Here is a 17,779-nt window from a genome sequence, read left to right as displayed (position 1 = left end):
TTTTCCCGTAACGTTCACTACCATGGCTCTTTACCACAGCAGCTTACGGTGGTTTGAAGCCTCCACCTGCATGACGGCTTCGAGGGGCCCTCCCTCATCTTCGATTAAGCATGGCTAGAAGTTTCCTTCTTCGCCTTCTTGGCACACTCTGGTTATTATCTCTGCAAGAAGGATTCCTAATAGCCTAGATCCAGTCAAAATTAGCTTCGTATTTATGCATCAAAGTTGTATTATTTTATCAGGAGCAGCTGCTCCAATTCCACGGGGAGGTGTTTTAATGAATAGGCGTTTTCTTTTTGTTCTACTCATGGCTTTTCTTCTAGGCTCTGCAATGCTAATTGCAAACACCATCGAACTGGAGTTTTGGACTCATGAAGATCCGAACAGAACACCGCTTGAAGAACGCTTCATTGAGGAATTCCAAGAAATGTATCCCAATGTCGTAATAAAGAGGGTAACACAGTCTTCAACGAAGATTCAAGAGCTTATACTTACAGCTTTTGCCGCTAATCAAGGTCCGGATATCTTCAATATGTCAATTGAAGATGAATTTGCCTACATCGTAAATGGCAGAGTCGCCCCTGTTAGTTACGAGGCAGCAGGATTCGCTGGCAAGGAAGATCTACTCGCGTCCTATTTGCCCGGGACACTGGATCCTGTGATTTATGAAGGTGAGGTTTATGGTCTCCCACTTGAAATAACAAACTGGTGTCTATTCTTGAACAAAAAAGTTTTCAGAGATGCCGGTCTAGACCCGGAAGTCGACTATCCTAAGACGTGGGAAGAAATGATGGAAGTTTCCGAGAAACTTACGATAAGAGAGGGCGAGATCATCACACGGAGAGGCTTCGACTTCAGATATCCATACTATCTAGTTGCGTTCATGCCGCTAGTTGAACAGATGGGGGGAAAACTTGTCAGCGACGACGGTAAGACTGCGATAATCAATGATGAAGCCTGGCTTAATTTCCTTGATTACATGGCTGCTTGGGGACCAAATGGGCAGAATCTTGGTTCTCCAACTTACCAAAACGCTCGGAAGTTATTCAATTTGGACAACAACGACATCGGCATGTGCACAACCGGGCTGTATCAGATAGCAAGAATAAAGGCAGATAATCCGGAATTCTATAATAGCGGCGAGTTTATGGTCGTTCCTTTTCCACAGTTCGAAAATGCTGTGAATTACGTCCCGGCTCACTATTATGGTCACTATTACATGGTCAATTCACAGAAGCCTAAGGAGAATCAGGAAATGGCCTGGAAATTCATTTCATATATGCTTAGTCATGCAGAGGAATATCTTGAAGAGGTTGCAATCATAATACCGACAAACGACCTTCTTGATTCAGAGACATTCAAGAACTACCCTTATTCTGATGTCTTCATCTCTGATCTTGAAAAGTCTTCAGTCGTCTATTTTTCCGAAAGCTCTGCAAAGATTCAGTCGCTCATAAAGGAGGCTGTAGAATCTGTAATGCTAACTGGTACAAGCTCCCAAGATGCTCTAAATGCATTGCGCAGAAAGGTGCAGGAAGTATTGGACGATCAGTACTAGTTATAATTTGTCCGCCATCCGGCGGGCAAATTCCTTCAGAAAGGGGTGAGCCTTACCTTTGAATCGCATCTTCAACAAGGGTATAGAACACAAGAAGGCAAGGTGGGGCTGGTTTTTTGTTCTACCTTCCCTGGCTTTTTTTGCAGTCTTTTCTTTTTACCCAATAATCAACGCTTTTTATACAAGTCTCTTCAGAAAGAGACTGCTTGATCTTCGTCCACCCACATTCATCGGATTTTCAAACTATGAGTATCTCCTGAAATCTCCGGATTTCTGGAATTCTGTTAAGGCAACTTTTATATTCACATTGGGAACATTCATCCCGATAGTGATCTTCAGCCTTCTGCTTGCTGTATTCATAATGTCGAGACGGAGATTTCACAAATTCTTCCAGATGGCTTATTACTCTCCCGCAGTACTTTCTTCTGTAGTGGCAGCAGCTATCTGGCTACTCATATTCGACCCCAGGGGACTGGCCAACACCACTATGAACACGTTGCTTGGAACTGTAGGTAAAGACTACAAATGGCTCGCCACAGCAGGAATGGTTAGGCTGTCTACAATACTGGTATACTTCTGGAAGTACATAGGTTACTTCACGATCATATTCATTACAGGACTGGCCAGTATTCCTCAAAGCCTGCACGAAGCCGCGAGAATTGACGGAGCCGACGGGTGGAAAGATTTCTGGCACATAACTCTCCCTTTGCTGAAACCGACTACTGTTCTAGTCTCCATCATGTCAATGCTCCAGTGTCTGAAGACATTTAGCACCCAGTATCTATTTACGCAGTCCGGAGCGCCGACCGAACCGATTAATGTAATAACACTTAACATCTACAATACTGCTATTAGGGACCACAATATCGGTCGTGCAAGCGCGATGAGTATACTGCTATTCGGGCTAATGTTATTCTTCACCTGGCTCCAGTTCAGAGTAAGCAGATCAGGTGGAGAAGTCGACTATTAGGGAGGTTATCATGAAGACAAACAAGAAGCAATCAATCGTATTCGACGTCTTGATTTGGGCCTTCCTTATTCTGACTGCTATTGTGATTCTGGCTCCCATATTGTTCATGCTCACCGCTTCTTTGATGCCTTCAAAGGAAATCTTGAAGATGCCTTATCCATGGATCCCAAAGGATCTATACACGGAAAATTACTGGCAGGCAATCAGAGGAAACGATGGGAGTTTCATTTTTCCCAGGAACATTCTTAACTCTTTCATCGTAGCCGGGGTAGTATCGATTTCTACCGTTTTTCTATCTGCCCTCACAGGATACGGATTGGCAAAGTTTCCTTTCAGGGGTCGAAATCTTGTCTTTCTGCTGATAATGGCCACAATGATGATTCCCTTTGAAGCCATTATGATTCCCCTCTATTTGGTAGCCACATCACTGAAGATTCAAAATTCCTATATAGGCCTGATACTTCCATTTCTAATAAACGCGTTTGGCATTTTTTTGATGAGACAATACCTTATCACGTTTCCAGACGAGATAATTGATGCCGCAAGGATCGATGGTTCTGGTGAATTCAGCATCTTCTTGAGAATAATACTTCCCAACAGCGCCCCTGCTGTCGCAACTCTGGCAATTCTTACATTCAGAACCCAGTGGGACAATCTTCTATGGCCGCTATTGATTTCACAAAGCGAAGAGATGAAGACCATCCCCCTTTACATCGTCAAATTCGCAATGGAAAAGCACACAAATGAAGGTGCAATGATGGCGGCTGCCGCTATTGCAAGCATCCCCATTCTCATTCTCTTTCTCGCACTTTCGAAGTACTTTGTTAGTGGTGCATCTCTCCATTCTTCGAGAAAAGGCTAGTTAAAGAGATATCTCGGCTCTACTATACCGAAAAAGGTGCCTCTCAGGGAAAACAGTTCTTGAAAATTATCTCTGCTGAAAACAGAGATTGAATCATCAAAACGGCACAGAATCATCTTCCTGTTGTGCTGCCAGTCGTTGACGGGGACAAGCTCTCTAGGAGTACTGTCTGTGCTATAGCTTTCCTTCAGAATACAATCTGCCTCACAGAAAATCTTTATCTTTCTCTCCCTGGAATCTGCTACGAAAACCTCCCCATCAAGAACCGCTACATCCATTGCGTAGCTGACCGGAATTTCAGATTTCTGCCTGAGTGTGAATCCATCTTTCTCGAAGACCAGAACTCCCCGGTCTCCCGCAGCAACGTAGAATGAGTATTGCGATGCTGAAATGGCGTTTACCGTTATTCCTGTTTCAATATCATTTATATAACGCGGCAGAATATGGTCGACAAGTTCGAATCCATTCTCTCCTCTCCTCACTATAAACAGCCCATCAAGCTCGCTTCCAGCAAACACGTAATCGTCAATATACGAGACAGTGCTTATCCATCCTTTCATAGGTATCGTTTGGACGTGTTTGTAGAAGTTCAGTCCGAAGAACTTGAAAATCTCAAGCCCGTGAGTTCCATCAGCAACGAAGACCTCAAGTCTTTCGATATTGACATCGATCGCTTCACAATGAAAAGTGTCCACTATGCGGTAATTCTCAGGCTGAAGAGCGGAGAGAATCGCGAACCCTTTATCCCCGAGTACATTGAAGACAATGCCCCCAGCTGCGACTCCTCCACTTGACAATGAAGTCACGGGAATGATTCTGACTCTCCACTCCTGGTCTTCGACGGAAACTTCCAGCAATCCATTAAACCCATAACCAAAGTGGAAGGCACTAGCACATAGGAAGGCGGCGGCAAAGAGAACGATAATCAACGGAATTGCTTTTCTCATAGTACCACCTCCAGGCATATTCTAATACAAATGAGTCCAATAACCCGCCTATTCTAAGAACACGTACTTGATCGAACAGATCCCTGATTCTGTTGCTGTGCTCTTAAAATGCTGGAAAACTGGTTATATAATTGAGTTGAGGTGATCCTATGAGCAAGAAGGACTTTTTGCGTAAGCTTCTATCCGAGGGGCGCAGCGCCGATGATATTGCCGATCTGTTTGGAATCACTGCGGAAAGAATGGAGAAGTATCTTGAAGACCCTTCACAGTCTAGACTGGCAGTGGCAGAGATTAAGACGGAGCTCAGAAGGCTTGAAAGCTTACCTTTGGACACAAAAGAAGACATTCTGCTTTTCTCATTCAAAGTGATACTTGAGTCGATCAACTTTTTATTTTCAGACATTGAAAGGACAGCATACGATAAGCCAGAAAAGCTGCCCATAATCGTAAGAAAGCTAATTGACGGCGCTTACCTTCTGTTGGCAATTTCCAGACTGGAGAAAGTTGGGGAGAGTCTTCCATCTCTTGTAAAGGATCAAAGATTTTTGAGAGCATGTCAAAACAAAGCTCTCATTGCGGAAAGATTGATGGATCTTGCGGAACTGATCGACCGGGAAATCGAACGCTAGAAGATCGATTCTGAGGCTGATAACCGGCCTTCTCAAGTGTAGTATAATCAACTTGGACGTCACCTTAAGTGAGGGATATACTTTGTCTAGTTCTCGTTATCGGGAATTCTTTACATTTTTGTCTGAAGAAGACGTTATTGAGAAAGCCAATGAGAGTCTTGAGGGTAGGAACTGGAAGCCGCTTATCGAGAATTCAAATGCTGCTCTAGTATCTCTCAAAACTCCGCTTGTGGCAAATATTTTCAAAAAACTATTTGACACTAGATATTCTTTCATATTTAGGAATGCTGAAGGCGAACTACTTTCTGAAACATCGGACAAAACCTCCGACCTGCTTGAAATATTCTTGAAAGCAGCCACTGAAAACCCACGCTTGGAAGAGAGTTTTCTGCCTTTTCTAGATTACTTCAAAGAGGCGCCTCAGATTCTTGAGAGAATAGTAGTTCATTACGCAAATCAAATAGTCGATGAATCTGAATCTCTGATAACAGGTCTGAGGGAGCTCAAGATTCTTTACGAGAGAGTGCGGAGGACGGCCGATCAATTAGGAGCGAACCTTCCCCTGAATGAAATTGTGTCAAGACTTTTCTATCTTGACTCCTCATTGCTTCCGATGATTGAGTCTGATCTGATTGATTTTCTCTCACAGTTTCCGCCTGAGGAAGAAGGAGTATGCAGGTTTTTGGAGAATCAGATCAAGCTGGCAGTAGGTGAATATGATGAAAGTAGCATAGAAGTTCAGCTGTCCCGACTTGAAACAATTGTTAGGGAAATAAAGAAATACTCTTCAACTTTCATGAACTGGCTAAAAGTCCCTGACAATCTCTTTGTATCTTTCCTTGAAAAGGGATTGAGAAGGCATGGGACTCTCGCTTCATGGCTAGAAGGAATAAAAGAGGCAAGAACGGAGTACGGGCTTTGTCAAAGTTACTGGGAAGAGGCCCGAAAGTGGTATTTCGAAAGGATAAGCGGTCAAATCCTCCCATCTTTTCAGAAGGCTATTGCCGGTTGGGCTTGCTGGACGATTGTCGAAGAGCGACAGATCAAAGACCCTTTGGCTCACGCAGGCGAGACAATGAGGTATTCGGCAAGAAGGAGTGAGTTTCGCATAGTGAAGGGGGAAGAAAGCAACGGAGTCTTTGTTCTTTGCATGGTTGATGATCTTACAATAACATCATCGGGCCTAAAGAAAGCAGGAAGAAGCTTCCCTTTCAACTCGATTAGGACGAAGTTGGAAGAGCTAAAACTTTCAAGAGAAGCATTTCTGGACAGTAAAGATGCGCTCTTCGTTGGATACACCTGGAAGTATATCCTCCCCGGAGGCGGTCCTGACAAAGAGGCGAAGAACAACGAAAGAATAGAGTGTTTCAATTACTATGTAGTGACCGTCTCTGCGACGGGTTACGGAGTCCCTTTAATGAAGCTTTTCTTTGCAAAAGAAGAGAGTGCTAGGACTTTCATAGAGTTCTTGAAGCAAACTCGAATCATGTCTTCGTGGAAAGAGTATCCCCAAAATGGCCTTCCCGCACCGTTGAAAGCGAAGACCAGGAATAAGTCAGAGTTTCGTGAAGAGGGTTCAGAATACAATAATGACAACAAAGAAACAGTAGAAGATCTGATAGTACAAAGGCTGGTAGAAGAGGACGAAGATGGCGAAATTCTTGAGTCACCCGAATATAAGGAAGAAGACCCAATAACAGCAGATTTGCTGGAGAAAATAAACTCTCTTCATTATGAACTCGAATGGTCTGCCAAGAGAATAAATGAACTGGAGTGGACGTATCTTTTTCCCGAATTAGAAACAGCCGAGACTAGCCACGTTTATTCGGAGCCTGTTCATGAAGAGAGAAATGGCTTTAGAGAGCTTGAAGAGAAAATCGAAGCACTCTCGGGAAAGACACGAAAGACTGTCTGCAAGATTCTTTCTTGTGAGCCGGAAAAGGAATACACTCTTCAAGAACTCGGATTGACTTTCTGGAGTGTCTTTGTAGTCGCGCCGAAAATTACTACCGGCGGAAAAGCGCTTATTGAAGTGATTGGCGGTGATATCCCGAAGCTGGTCTGGGGATGTAACTTTGACGAAGAAACAAGGGACCTGATCAGGGCGAGATTTGCTTCAGATGAATAATGCAAAGTGAAAGGAGATTTCTGTGGATTACCACCCCATGTTTGAGGCAATAAGAGCCGGGACCGCCGTTCCGGTTGATTATGTGAAGGAGATTTTGACTGGCCGAGAAAAATTTACAGTGGAAATTGAAAATGACATTGACTATGTACTCTCAGGAAAGAGCAAAGTTAGGGTCTTTCTGGGAGAATACGGTCTGGGTAAGACAACTCTGGCAAGATACGCCGAATATATCTCCAGGGAAAAGGGATTGATGATTTCTTGCCTTTCAGAAAAGGACTACGACACCCTTCACAAACAGGATGAGTTTTTCAGGTCGATAATGAAGAACATGACAATGGTGGGCATCAACGGCAACCCTTTGAAGATGTTTCTCAGAGCATGGGCAGAAAAGACTCTTACTGAATTGGAAGAACTGAAGATACCCGCTGATGATGTGCATTCAGTAAGAGAATATCTATCAACCAGAGACAATTACGATCCCAACGGAATGTTCTCTCACTTTTGTGCAGCCTATGTTGCCAGCGCAGGTAAGGGGTCTCCTGGTGAAGAATTTTATGCATATCTCGTTGGAGATAGTGTGGACAAAAGAACTATGAAGAAACACGGGATATACCATTTCTTGCAAGATGACGGCTGGAACTTCTTGAAGTCATTTACTTCTTTGATGGATACTTTGCAGGTACCCGGCCTAATAATAATAATGGATGAACTTGAATCAACTATGAATAGAAGGAGAGATGTCAGGGATAGGACTTTCAATCAGCTTCGCGAGATAATTGACAAGATGTCTTCAGGATTTCTACAGAGTACTTACTTTTTGTGGCTTGGGACGGACATATGGTTTGAGAATAAGCACAGAGGAATAGCATCATACCACGCTTTGTACGACAGGATGAAAAACATCTCCGGTGATAGCAGTGGAAAAACCATGATTCTCAATCTTGAACCTCTGGGAAGAGATGATCTTAGACAGCTAATTAAGCAAATCAAGACACTTTACTCGAACTGCTATTCATTCACAGCAGACTCGGCTTTTGAAGAAAAAACCATCGATACCCTCGTGAAGCAATACACTGGAATCGATGGAAAATTAAGGCCTTCCATCAGAGAAGTAGCAAAGCTGACTGTTGAACTACTTGACTCTCTGAGACTGGGTAATAAGTCAGATGAAATTGGAGACCCTAATTCGGTGAAAGCTGCTGATCAGTTGTGGTAATCGATCCAAGGCTCAATCAGAAATTGATAGACCTGTTCTCATACAGATATCGTTGGCAGAGTTTTAGAGAGATTCAGAACAAGACCATTCCTTCAGTTCTTGACGGGAAAAACCTGCTGTTGATAGCGGGGACTGCTTCTGGCAAGACAGAAGCAGTGATGATTCCCGTCATCAACAGACTGCTGGAGCTTCCCGCCGGACTGAAATGCATCTACTTTGCCCCACTCAAATCGTTAATAAACGATGTTTCATCTCGCCTTGATCTCATGCTGAGACCATTTGGGTTAGTAGCAGCAAAGTGGCACGGAGATTTGACAAGATCAGAGAAGTTGCCTATTGCAAGAGAAGCCTCGGTACTCGTCACTACACCGGAATCAGTTGAAGGGATCTTTCTAAGCGAGAATAGTGATCTACTTTCCGGTCTTGAATTCATAGTTCTGGATGAGGTCCACGCCTACATTGAATCTCCGAGAGGTGCTCAACTCGCTTCACTAATGGAGAGGATAAAGATTCTATCTGGTGTAGATCAACAGAGAATGGCTATGTCTGCCACGGTAGGAAATCCTGAGTTGCTTTTGGAGTGGCTGAAGGGAAGTTCAAAAAGAGATTCAGTGATCGTTACCGATGGAAACAGAAGCAAGAAAACGATTGAAGTTCTCACCGAAGGTGAAATAGCTCCTTCCGAATATCTTTCGAAGCTTCTTGAAGAAACCGACGATAAAACTCTTGTCTTCTCATACTCAAGAGCGCGCGCTGAGGAATTTGCCGCCAGAGCTAAATCTCTCGGAATAGAAGTCCCCGTTCACCATAGTTCAGTATCAAAAACACTAAGAGTGGAGATCGAAGAGGAATTCAAGAAAGATAGCAAACTAAGGGCAATAGTTGCTACGTCGACTTTGGAGATGGGTATAGATATCGGTGACATTGATCGAGTGATCTTCCTTGAGATTCCGCCGTCTACTGCCTCTTTTCTTCAAAGGGCCGGACGAGCAGGAAGAAAGGGCAACAAGTCTTCAATTTCCGTCTTCATAGAGGATCCACAAAGCCTGTACAACCTTCTAGGAATTTTGGGAATGTTAAGTGAAGGATCTGTCGAACCGCTTCTACCCAGCGACTATCATCTTCCATTGTTGGGTCATCAGTTGATTGGGCTTGCCAGAACCAGGGGCATTCTCTCCAGAGAGGACCTGGCGCTTCTCAAAGAAGCCTTCCCTTTCCGAAAGGTCGAGACAGAGGAATTCGGAATTCTGGTGAATCACCTTGTGAAAGAGGGCTTTCTTGCAAGGAGGGGCCTTTCATTAATCTCAGGGGCCGCCACTGCGGAGATTGTGGGAAGCGGAAAGGAAAAGATGGATTTCGTTGTTCTGTTCCCAGGCGGAATTGAATATTCGGTTCAGCTCAACGGGCATGAAATAGGAAAGATTCATCCTGCAGTTCTAAATAGCGCTTCAGACGATGAGGTCAGCTTTCTTCTGGGTGGACGATCTTATTTGGTCAAGGAAGTCAATGCAGGCAGGAAAACCGTAAACGTGATTCCCGGAAGCAGCGGAAAGACTCCTTCATGGTTTGGAGGCAGCTCGTTGATGACCAAAAAGTTCGCGCGATCCATAAGATCCTCGTTGAACGATCTGAAGATTCCCGATGGAGTTTTCCTATCATCGGACGCTTCACAAATGGTACTCGACTTTCTCGATAATCACCAAGCTCCTTCCACTTTGATAACACTTTCAAAACTTAAGAAGAGCATATCAATAGAAACCTTTGCAGGCGATATGTCAAACATCTTTCTTTCTCTGTGCATAAAGGCTGTTTCCGGTCTAAAAGCTGTGAGCGCTAACTGGCACAGTGTAGTTGTGAGGAGCGGGACAGACATTGATGAAATTCATGAGATGTTGCGCTTGATTTCGAATATGGAAGGTCGAGAAATATCGGGGCTTCTGTCAACCTATCTTTTAGGAACGCCGGGAGAGCTGAGAAAACAATATGATCTCTTTGGCGAGAAACTCGACAAATTCGTTCCGGAGGAACTGCTGGTGAAATACGTGATTCACAGGCTGTACGACTCCTCGTTACTTGAAGAACTATCGGAGGCTGTCATAGTCTATCCTTCTGATTCTTGAATGTGCACTTCCAGGTCTATCCTTATGACTTCAGCGCGACCTCAAATCGAGAAAAAGGGGCCGTTCGGCCCCTTGCTTGAAGCTGAATCAATCTTCTTCGAAATCCTCTTCAATCTCAACAACGGAATCGTTTAATCTCTCAAGATCACCCTTTAGCTCGAGAATCGACGCTTGCAGCTCTGGCAATCGAGCAATGATCTCGTCAAGGCCGTCAACCCACTCCTCAATGCTCGACCTTAACTCAGTCACTTCATCCTGCTCCATATCTGGCAACGCCTCTGTAAGCTCCTGAACATCTGCAATTTCGAGTTCATCGAAAAGCTCCTCCACGAGATCCATGATCTTGTCTATGTTCTGCACCTTTGCCACTCCTTTCGGGTTTGACTTCCATACTGAGAGATGTTATCACAAGTTCGGGCAGTTTTGTACAGGAAGAGAGTCCTTATCGAAAAACTGTCATCACGTCAGCTGCAGAGACAACCAAGCGTCTGTTAAACCCAAAAAGAAGTATGAACACTCTTGTTTTTATAGAACAGAGATTGCCAGGGGTCCGAGAAGAAGATAAAAAATGAAGCGGCCGCAAGGGCCGCTTCTTAATCGAAAGTCACTTATCTTTCTGGGAAACCGTAACCGATTGCCTCGTTCCACCAGTCGGGATATGGCGAGGACCTGAAATTCACATATCCAAGAGCGTAGTTTCCAAGAAGCCTGTCTCCAAGCAGTTTCCATTCTTCGTGCCATGCAACCGCGTTCATAAAGGCATAATTGGAAATCAAATCTATGGCGCCTTCTGGATCTGTCTCATACATATCAGTAGCAATCTTTTGAACTTCCGGTGTAACCTTGTAGAGAACTTCCAGTTTGGGATCCCTGTAATTCCTGATATCCTCAATTGCTAGGTTGTAATGAAGTTCGGCCATCTGCTGAACGTAAGAGTTGACCCACCAACCGGAGTCTCTTCTGAACTCCTCGTATCTACTACCGGTCTCGTAGAACTTGGGAAGCTCTCTCATAATAGGCCACAGTGGAACTATGTAAGTTGTATCAGGCGCACCGTAGCCATACCATGCAATTCCCTTGAATGGTTCTGCATAGGCGGAGTTTGTCTCACCTATGTGGACATAGCAGGTTCTGTGCATGTTTATGCTTCGTTCCCAGGTTCCAGTTCTGCTTGTGTTAGCATATCTGAGAGGATCTCCCCAAGGACCCGCAGCCAGTCCGACTGTCAGATCGTAATCCGTTCCCTGATAGTAGTCGCCCTTGATGACAAAGATGTCATGTACGGTGAGAAGTTCATCGGGCTTAACGGAAAGCGGGAATCTCAAGTCGTGTGGGCTGAGTCCCAGAGAAGGAGCTACTATGTCGAATGCTCTCCACTCTCTTCTGGTCGCATAAAGGTTGTCGTTCGGAGCGTAAATCTCGGCAACATTGAATGGTTTGCCTGAGTCAGGATCATACCAGCCCTGTTCCACGGCAAACGATACTATGTTCGGAGAAGCCATTACGTTATCAGTGTCTTCGAAATCGACTTCCATAATTCTTGCTCTGTTCGCAGCAACAGTGAAGTGATCGCTGGGAATTCTTACGCCAACCCAGATATCTCTTCCGTAGAACTCAACAATCCAGCACTCTTCGCCGTCGGCAACAGTCATTGTCTCTCCGCCTCCACCAACAGTGCTCCATCCGTACTGCTCGACAAGGTCTCCCATAACTCTGACGGCCTCTCTTGCAGTTGCCGCTCTCTCAAGAGCTATATCCTGGGCGGTCCAGCAGTCGATGATTCCTTTGCTGTCCGTCCAGAGAACCTGTCTTACTTCCTTGCCGTAATCTGTGCTAGTGTCGATACCAAATGTCGACTCACTAACTGCAACTCCCATTTCGTTCATGAAGGAGTATCTTGAGTGGAAGTACTGGTACGTGTGGGGGACCTGAGGAATCTGGCCTATAAGAGTACCCCTTGTACCGATATTGACTTCCGGGTAATTGCCATAATCGATATAGTTGTGAGAATCAAGAACGATATCTCTCATGGAGCCTTCCGGCCAATCCATCGCGGGGATAATCCACAGACGAAAATCGGCACTGGTTGAGTCATCGTTGTGTGTAATGATAGTTGAACCATTGATCATTGCATCCTTGCCAACGCCAAGGATTGTACACGCCACAGCGGCGCTTCCCAAGGTAATAAGTGTCACAATCAGGACTATTAATGCTTTCTTCATAAAAGTACATCACCCCAACTAGATAAATTTGTTGTTGCTCAAAGAACTTTGCAGCTTCAGTAATCTAATTCTGATCTCACCTCCCAGATGAAATGCAAATTAGTCGAAAAGATCCTTAAGAATCCTGGTTATTCAAGGAGTCCAGGACTTCTCCCCACTCTTTAGGCAAACCTGTACCGAAATTGATTCTGTCAGCGCAGTAATTGCCCACCAAATAATCTCCGAACTTCAGCCAGTCAGCCTGCCACGCAACTGCAGTGTTGTAAGCATAATCACTTATGATTGCAAGCGCGGCATCCTTATCGGTCTCGTATAATTCTGCGGCGAATTCTTGAATCTTCGGCACCGTCTGATACACGGCCTGCATCTTCGGATCCCTGAAGCTTCCTAGATCGACGATAGCATCTTTGAATCTTAGCCTGGTCATTTCCTGAACATATGTACTTGTCCACCAGCCAGAATCTCTTCTAAAGTCTTCATACCTAGAGCCAACCTCATAGAACTCTGGAAGCTCTGCCATTGCCGGCCAAAGAGGAGTATGGTACTGTGTCCCGCCTCCACCGTAGCCGAACCATACTACGGATCCGATTTCAGGTGGCAGCCAGTTCTTGATTTGACTAATCTGGACGTAACAACTCAAGTAAATACCTATAGGTCTCTGTCTTCCTCCAACTCTGTAACTTGCAGATGGATCGCCAAATGGCCCTGCGCCAATTCCTTTGGTCAGATCGAATTCAGTTCCTTCGTACCAATCTCCAGAAATTGTGAAAATGTCCCAAACGGAAAGTTTCTTATCGGGTTTTATCCAGAGAGGATAGTGGACATCAAGATACTCGTACCCCATGGATGGAGCCATCAAGCTGAATGCTCTCCATTCGCGAATATTTCCGCTGCTCCTTGGGGCGTACACATCTGCAGGTCTGAAGGGTTCTCCGGAATTTGGATCGTACCATCCCTGTTCAATTGCATAAGTAATAAGATTCGGAGAGTACATCACATTTTCAGTGTCTTCAAAATCAACGTCTCGAATTCTCATCGTGTTTGCGCCGACGAAGACACAGTCGTCCGGCATCCTTAAGGCAACCCAGAGATCGCGTCCATAGAACTCGGCTATCCAGACTTCGTTTCCGTCAGTCACGTTGATGATTTCGCCAGAACCGTACCAGCCGTACTGCTCAACAAGATCCCCCATGATCCTGACCGCTTCTCTTGCCGTAGAGGCTCTCTCTAGAGCAATATCCTGAGCCGTCCAGCAGTCGATCCAGCCTCTGGCCTCTCTCAGTTCCCTTCTGCCTCCTGCAGTGGACTCACCCATTGCAACTCCCATCTCGTTGATAAAAGAGTACCTGGAGTGGAAATACTGATACGTATGCTCCACCTGAGGTATCTGTCCAACGACTACTCCCCTGTCACCGACATCGACTAAGGGATAGTCACCGTAATCGATGTAGTTATGGGAGTCGATCACGATATCTCTCATCGAACCTTCCGGCCAGTCCATAGCCGGAATTATCCAGAGCCTGAAGTCGGCTGAACTGGAATCGTCGTTGTGGGTAACAATTGTCGAACCATCCACTGATGCATCCTTACCAACAGCAAGTATGGTACAGGTAAGGGCGGTACTACTCAAGAAAACCAGTAAGATCGCAAGTACTAGGAACGCTTTCAGCTTCAATTTCATGCTTAACCCCCTAAGAAAGGATTGTGGTGCCTTCCTGTATCAATTGATCTTCAGAATATCAGTTCTGGAAGACTCTGGATGGATCTGCTTTGCTTGGATCGTGAAGATATTTCCCGGTTCCGTTTTCCATGATTTCGGCGTATCCAGGGAACGAAACACTCATTGCCTTCTCCGGGAAGAACTGATTTAGCCAGTTGATGGCCTCTAGAGTTCCAGACAGATGCCTCCCAACTCTGTAGTCGAGAGGAGCTCCGATAATTGTGTTTCCCAGTGCATCCTGAAATCCTTCTTTGATGTCGTAGTCACAGTAAAGAAGACCCTTCTCAGCTGCAGTCTGAAGGAACTCATCGATACCTTCAACCATGAGGTCTTCTGTCATCTTTCCAACTACTCTGTCGATAAAGGGCTCAGGTGTCTCCATTAGCAGAGCAAGAGTGTCGCTGAAATCTCCAACTTCCCTGTGTGTTAATCCCCTCAGATTCTTTGGAGAAGCTTCAATCTTCATGGGAAACTGTGTTGCGCTAAGCATCATCGCCGCCATCATTCCGATGTCCATTGAATCGTCGTGCGCAACGTAAGTGCTAACAACCGGGTACATCAGGGATGCTTCATGATAATCAAAGAAGATGTCGATATTCTCGTTTCTAATTAGTTCCATAATTGCGAACGAGATCCTTTCAGTGAGAGTGCCGTTTTCTCGACCGGGGAAAGTTCTGTTAAGGTTTCTTATGTCCTGATATGCAAGATTTTGACCAGATGGATAGTGGACATATGTGAATGGATCGGGCCACTGATCAAGTGGATTGGTACCTCTGTCTCCAATTCTGTATTTCTGCTCTCCCCAAGGTGTCTCAACCGAGAAGTACTTGGGATAAGCATTGCCGAGCATTCCAAGGGTCGACGCACTCATGTTTGCATGGGGAATGATGTAGACCTTTCCGCTTTGAACATCAATATTCTCCATTATCACGTAAGCAGCAACCGTGGTAATAGGTTCATAAGGATGGGTTCCCCCAAGAATAAGCATTGAACCTCCAGGAACTCCTGAATCATATATGTATATTGGAGTATCACCCCAGGTCCCTTGCAGGCTTGGAAGGTACTCACTCAACATTATCTTCTCGGTGAAGTCTTCAGAGACGACCACTGTCTCTTTGTAATGGCGAAGTTCCCAGAACTCAACTCCACCGAGAATTCCTAGAATACCTGCGAGGACAAGAAAGAGAATTTTTAGACTGATTGAATTCTTCATATCATTCAACCCCTCACTTGATCCCTATTATCCGGAGGATAAAAGTCATTATTACGTAAGAATAGACAATGTCGTAAACCCAGCCCTTTCTTCTCTCGCGCTTGAAAAGATTCCTCAGGAGCAGAAAAGCAAAAACTCCGGTCATTATGAAATAAAGGTAATAAATCACTGTGTCAAGAAAAATTAGCATCATCTCACCCCCATCAATAAACCACAAGGAAATCTAGCTGGTTTGGGAAGATTAGCATCAAGAGGCCAACTGCACCCATGAACAGCCATGGAATTGCTATTGCTTTCAGAAAAGACATATAGCTCCCTTCGTAACCCACCGTTTCAACCGTAAGCCTTCCGACGATTCGAGAAGGCGGCAGGCAGTCGCCAAGCGGGAATAGAAAACTGAGCGCAGCAGCAGTCACAGTGACATTCAGTCCCATCGAGTTGAAAAGGAATATTATTGGCGTACCAAGAATAATCGCGCTTCCATAACTTAGGGATCCTTGAGCAAACGGAGCGAAAACCAAAGCCGTGATATAGATGAATGCCATCGGAAGAGTAATGAAAGTTATTGCCAGAAGACCTTTCACTCCCGTAGCCGTCATTATATTCACAAGCACTCCTACGCTAATTACAGTAGCAAGAAGCGGGAAAACCTGATCGACGGTCTTAACCATAACTCCATACCATCTCCGGATCTTCAAGCGATCGCGATCCATCATGACTGCAACGAAGGCACAGATTAGGAAAGTAAGTGGCAGACCGATAACAGGTATATTGAACGCAGCGTATTGCATCAGGAGTATTATCACAATTAGAGCAGCAAACGGGAGAAGAATCTTGCCCCAATTCATCCCTGCCGGCGGCTCCGGAAGCTCCTTAAGTATCTCTTCCTTTGATTTCCTTGAAGGTGTCTTGCTGAATCCAGTGTAGAGAATAGTAAACAAAGCAATTATTACTATAGGCACAAGCAGAACTACATTAAAACCAACATAAGGCATGTTCGCCTGAGCGGCCATCAGCATCGCCCACAGATTTATCGGCGGAGCAACTGCGGCAAGCATGGCGAACAGGTAAATGAAAGCAGCGACTCTCTTCTTGGAGAACCCCATATAGTTCATTACGGAGGCAACCAAACCGCCAACCACAAATATGGACACACTGCCTGCTCCAGTCAATGCACCCGGAATAATCAACAGTATTCCAAGAAGGACCAGCATGAACCACTTTCTGTCGTAGAATCTTCTCACTATCCAGCGAACGAGAGCGTTCATGGCTCCTGTCTCGGAATAGATGTTTATGAAGACCGAGGCTGTCAAGAATACGAGACCAACGTCAAAATAAGTAAACATGCCCTCTACAAGTAGTCTGGAGGGGAAACCGAAACCACCTACAAGTGCGCCCACTATGGCTGTAATTACCATCGAGATTTCAGGCGACTTTAGCTTCCAGCTCGCTATTGCAAAGGTTGCAACCATAACAATTGCCACTATTGTCGTTTCAAGATACATCTAGACTCCCCCCGAAAGTAGCGAAATCATCTTCACAGTCGCTCACTCTGCCTATTCGCTCTTGAACATCTGCTTAATGACTTCCATGAAGTCAATTGTGTTGTCAATCAAGGTAAGAGGAACATTGTTCTCCTGAGCAATTCTGGTGAATTTGCCATCGAGATTACCGCTCTTCACAACAATCAAATAATCAGCATATGGAGCGATAGCGTCAATTGACTGTTCGTCCGCACTTCCTGGATTTCCTCTTCTCTCTTTACCCTCGATATGTGCCGCAATTATGAAGAGTCCCAGTTCCTTTGCCTCAGCGATCATCTTGTTCAAGCGGGAGATTTCCTCCTCTATCGTTATACCTGATGCTCCGAGGCCCTTCGCGGAAGACCCGATTATTACGAAGAGCATTTTGTAGTCCCTTGCAACTAAATCGTCGGGATTGTCTCTTAAGGGCTCTGCATTGTAATCGAAGTCCGTCTCTTCAATGGCTTTCGACTGCCAGATCAGGAGTCTGGCCATCTTTCCACCGGGACCCTGGCCGGCATTCGTGAGAAGGAAAGGCAATTCGCCCTTGACGGGGTCATCGCCACTAATAAGTGCAAATACAGATGTTGTTGCCAGAATAGAAAAAGCAATCAGTAACAGCAGTGTCTTCTTCATTTTGAACCTCCTGGAAAATAGAATAAGTGATGATT

The 17,779-nt window shown here is 45.1% G+C and carries 14 protein-coding genes; 7 read left to right on the top strand and 7 right to left on the bottom strand.

The window, feature by feature from the left end; translation table 11 throughout:
- Positions 1–277: 277 nt before the first annotated feature.
- The 3 genes from ENN47_00660 to ENN47_00650 are packed head-to-tail and all read left to right on the top strand — an operon-like array spanning position 278 to position 3,390.
- Positions 278–1,558: an extracellular solute-binding protein gene (locus ENN47_00660; GenBank protein ID HDP76703.1), complete on the top strand. Its 1,281-nt coding sequence runs from the start codon at positions 278–280 to the stop codon at positions 1,556–1,558.
- 58 nt (positions 1,559–1,616) lie between these two features.
- Positions 1,617–2,528, top strand: coding sequence for a sugar ABC transporter permease (locus ENN47_00655; GenBank protein HDP76702.1), 912 nt, complete (start codon positions 1,617–1,619; stop codon positions 2,526–2,528).
- Between the two features lie 10 nt (positions 2,529–2,538).
- Positions 2,539–3,390, top strand: a complete 852-nt coding sequence (locus ENN47_00650) for a carbohydrate ABC transporter permease (protein ID HDP76701.1) — start codon at positions 2,539–2,541, stop codon at positions 3,388–3,390.
- Here ENN47_00650 and ENN47_00645 read toward each other — a convergent pair.
- Positions 3,387–4,337, bottom strand: coding sequence for a hypothetical protein (locus tag ENN47_00645; GenBank protein ID HDP76700.1), 951 nt, complete (start codon positions 4,335–4,337; stop codon positions 3,387–3,389). The genes ENN47_00650 and ENN47_00645 overlap by 4 nt on opposite strands.
- Positions 4,338–4,486: 149 nt before the next feature.
- Between ENN47_00645 and ENN47_00640 the strand changes: the two genes are divergently transcribed.
- The 4 genes from ENN47_00640 to ENN47_00625 all read left to right on the top strand — a co-directional run bounded on the left by ENN47_00640 (position 4,487) and on the right by ENN47_00625 (position 10,430).
- On the top strand, positions 4,487–4,966 hold the full coding sequence (locus ENN47_00640) for a hypothetical protein (protein ID HDP76699.1): 480 nt from the start codon (positions 4,487–4,489) through the stop codon (positions 4,964–4,966).
- Positions 4,967–5,048: 82 nt separating this feature from the next.
- A complete protein-coding gene (locus ENN47_00635; GenBank protein HDP76698.1) occupies positions 5,049–7,094 on the top strand; it encodes a hypothetical protein in 2,046 nt (681 codons plus the stop codon).
- A 22-nt stretch (positions 7,095–7,116) separates the two neighbouring features.
- Positions 7,117–8,310, top strand: a complete 1,194-nt coding sequence (locus ENN47_00630; GenBank protein ID HDP76697.1) for a hypothetical protein — start codon at positions 7,117–7,119, stop codon at positions 8,308–8,310.
- Positions 8,304–10,430 carry a DEAD/DEAH box helicase gene (locus ENN47_00625; protein HDP76696.1) on the top strand — a complete coding sequence of 709 codons (2,127 nt, stop codon included), beginning with the start codon at positions 8,304–8,306 and terminating at the stop codon, positions 10,428–10,430. The genes ENN47_00630 and ENN47_00625 overlap by 7 nt, the downstream gene beginning before the upstream one ends.
- Positions 10,431–10,517: 87 nt before the next feature.
- On the opposite strand, the gene ENN47_00620 is transcribed toward ENN47_00625, so the two are convergent.
- The 6 genes from ENN47_00620 to ENN47_00595 form a co-directional block, all read right to left on the bottom strand.
- Positions 10,518–10,790 carry a hypothetical protein gene (locus ENN47_00620; protein ID HDP76695.1) on the bottom strand — a complete coding sequence of 91 codons (273 nt, stop codon included), beginning with the start codon at positions 10,788–10,790 and terminating at the stop codon, positions 10,518–10,520.
- Between the two features lie 248 nt (positions 10,791–11,038).
- The gene (locus ENN47_00615) at positions 11,039–12,652 is read right to left on the bottom strand and encodes a peptidase C69 (protein HDP76694.1); all 1,614 of its coding nucleotides are present in this window, start codon (positions 12,650–12,652) and stop codon (positions 11,039–11,041) included.
- Positions 12,653–12,767: 115 nt separating this feature from the next.
- Positions 12,768–14,333 carry a peptidase C69 gene (locus tag ENN47_00610; protein ID HDP76693.1) on the bottom strand — a complete coding sequence of 522 codons (1,566 nt, stop codon included), beginning with the start codon at positions 14,331–14,333 and terminating at the stop codon, positions 12,768–12,770.
- A 58-nt stretch (positions 14,334–14,391) separates the two neighbouring features.
- The gene (locus ENN47_00605; GenBank protein HDP76692.1) at positions 14,392–15,585 is read right to left on the bottom strand and encodes a deacylase; all 1,194 of its coding nucleotides are present in this window, start codon (positions 15,583–15,585) and stop codon (positions 14,392–14,394) included.
- A 203-nt stretch (positions 15,586–15,788) separates the two neighbouring features.
- On the bottom strand, positions 15,789–17,090 hold the full coding sequence (locus ENN47_00600) for a TRAP transporter large permease subunit (protein ID HDP76691.1): 1,302 nt from the start codon (positions 17,088–17,090) through the stop codon (positions 15,789–15,791).
- A gap of 51 nt (positions 17,091–17,141) precedes the next feature.
- Positions 17,142–17,744, bottom strand: coding sequence for a hypothetical protein (locus tag ENN47_00595; GenBank protein ID HDP76690.1), 603 nt, complete (start codon positions 17,742–17,744; stop codon positions 17,142–17,144).
- Positions 17,745–17,779 lie beyond the last annotated feature (35 nt).

It is taken from the genome of Mesotoga infera (genome assembly GCA_011045915.1).
In the GTDB taxonomy this organism is placed as follows: Bacteria; Thermotogota; Thermotogae; order Petrotogales; family Kosmotogaceae; genus Mesotoga; species Mesotoga infera_D.
The sequence above is the reverse complement of the archived record's forward strand: the minus strand, read 5'-3'. Positions and strand labels throughout refer to the sequence as shown.

What these genes read in the sequence shown, in the direction of transcription:
- ENN47_00595 (HDP76690.1), bottom strand. Translation starts at nt 17,744, where the DNA reads ATGAAGAAGACACTGCTGTTACTGATTGCTTTTTCTATTCTGGCAACA.
- ENN47_00650 (HDP76701.1), top strand. Translation starts at nt 2,539, where the DNA reads ATGAAGACAAACAAGAAGCAATCAATCGTATTCGACGTCTTGATTTGG.
- ENN47_00600 (HDP76691.1), bottom strand. Translation starts at nt 17,090, where the DNA reads ATGTATCTTGAAACGACAATAGTGGCAATTGTTATGGTTGCAACCTTT.
- ENN47_00645 (HDP76700.1), bottom strand. Translation starts at nt 4,337, where the DNA reads ATGAGAAAAGCAATTCCGTTGATTATCGTTCTCTTTGCCGCCGCCTTC.
- ENN47_00615 (HDP76694.1), bottom strand. Translation starts at nt 12,652, where the DNA reads ATGAAGAAAGCATTAATAGTCCTGATTGTGACACTTATTACCTTGGGA.
- ENN47_00660 (HDP76703.1), top strand. Translation starts at nt 278, where the DNA reads ATGAATAGGCGTTTTCTTTTTGTTCTACTCATGGCTTTTCTTCTAGGC.
- ENN47_00610 (HDP76693.1), bottom strand. Translation starts at nt 14,333, where the DNA reads ATGAAATTGAAGCTGAAAGCGTTCCTAGTACTTGCGATCTTACTGGTT.
- ENN47_00640 (HDP76699.1), top strand. Translation starts at nt 4,487, where the DNA reads ATGAGCAAGAAGGACTTTTTGCGTAAGCTTCTATCCGAGGGGCGCAGC.
- ENN47_00605 (HDP76692.1), bottom strand. Translation starts at nt 15,585, where the DNA reads ATGAAGAATTCAATCAGTCTAAAAATTCTCTTTCTTGTCCTCGCAGGT.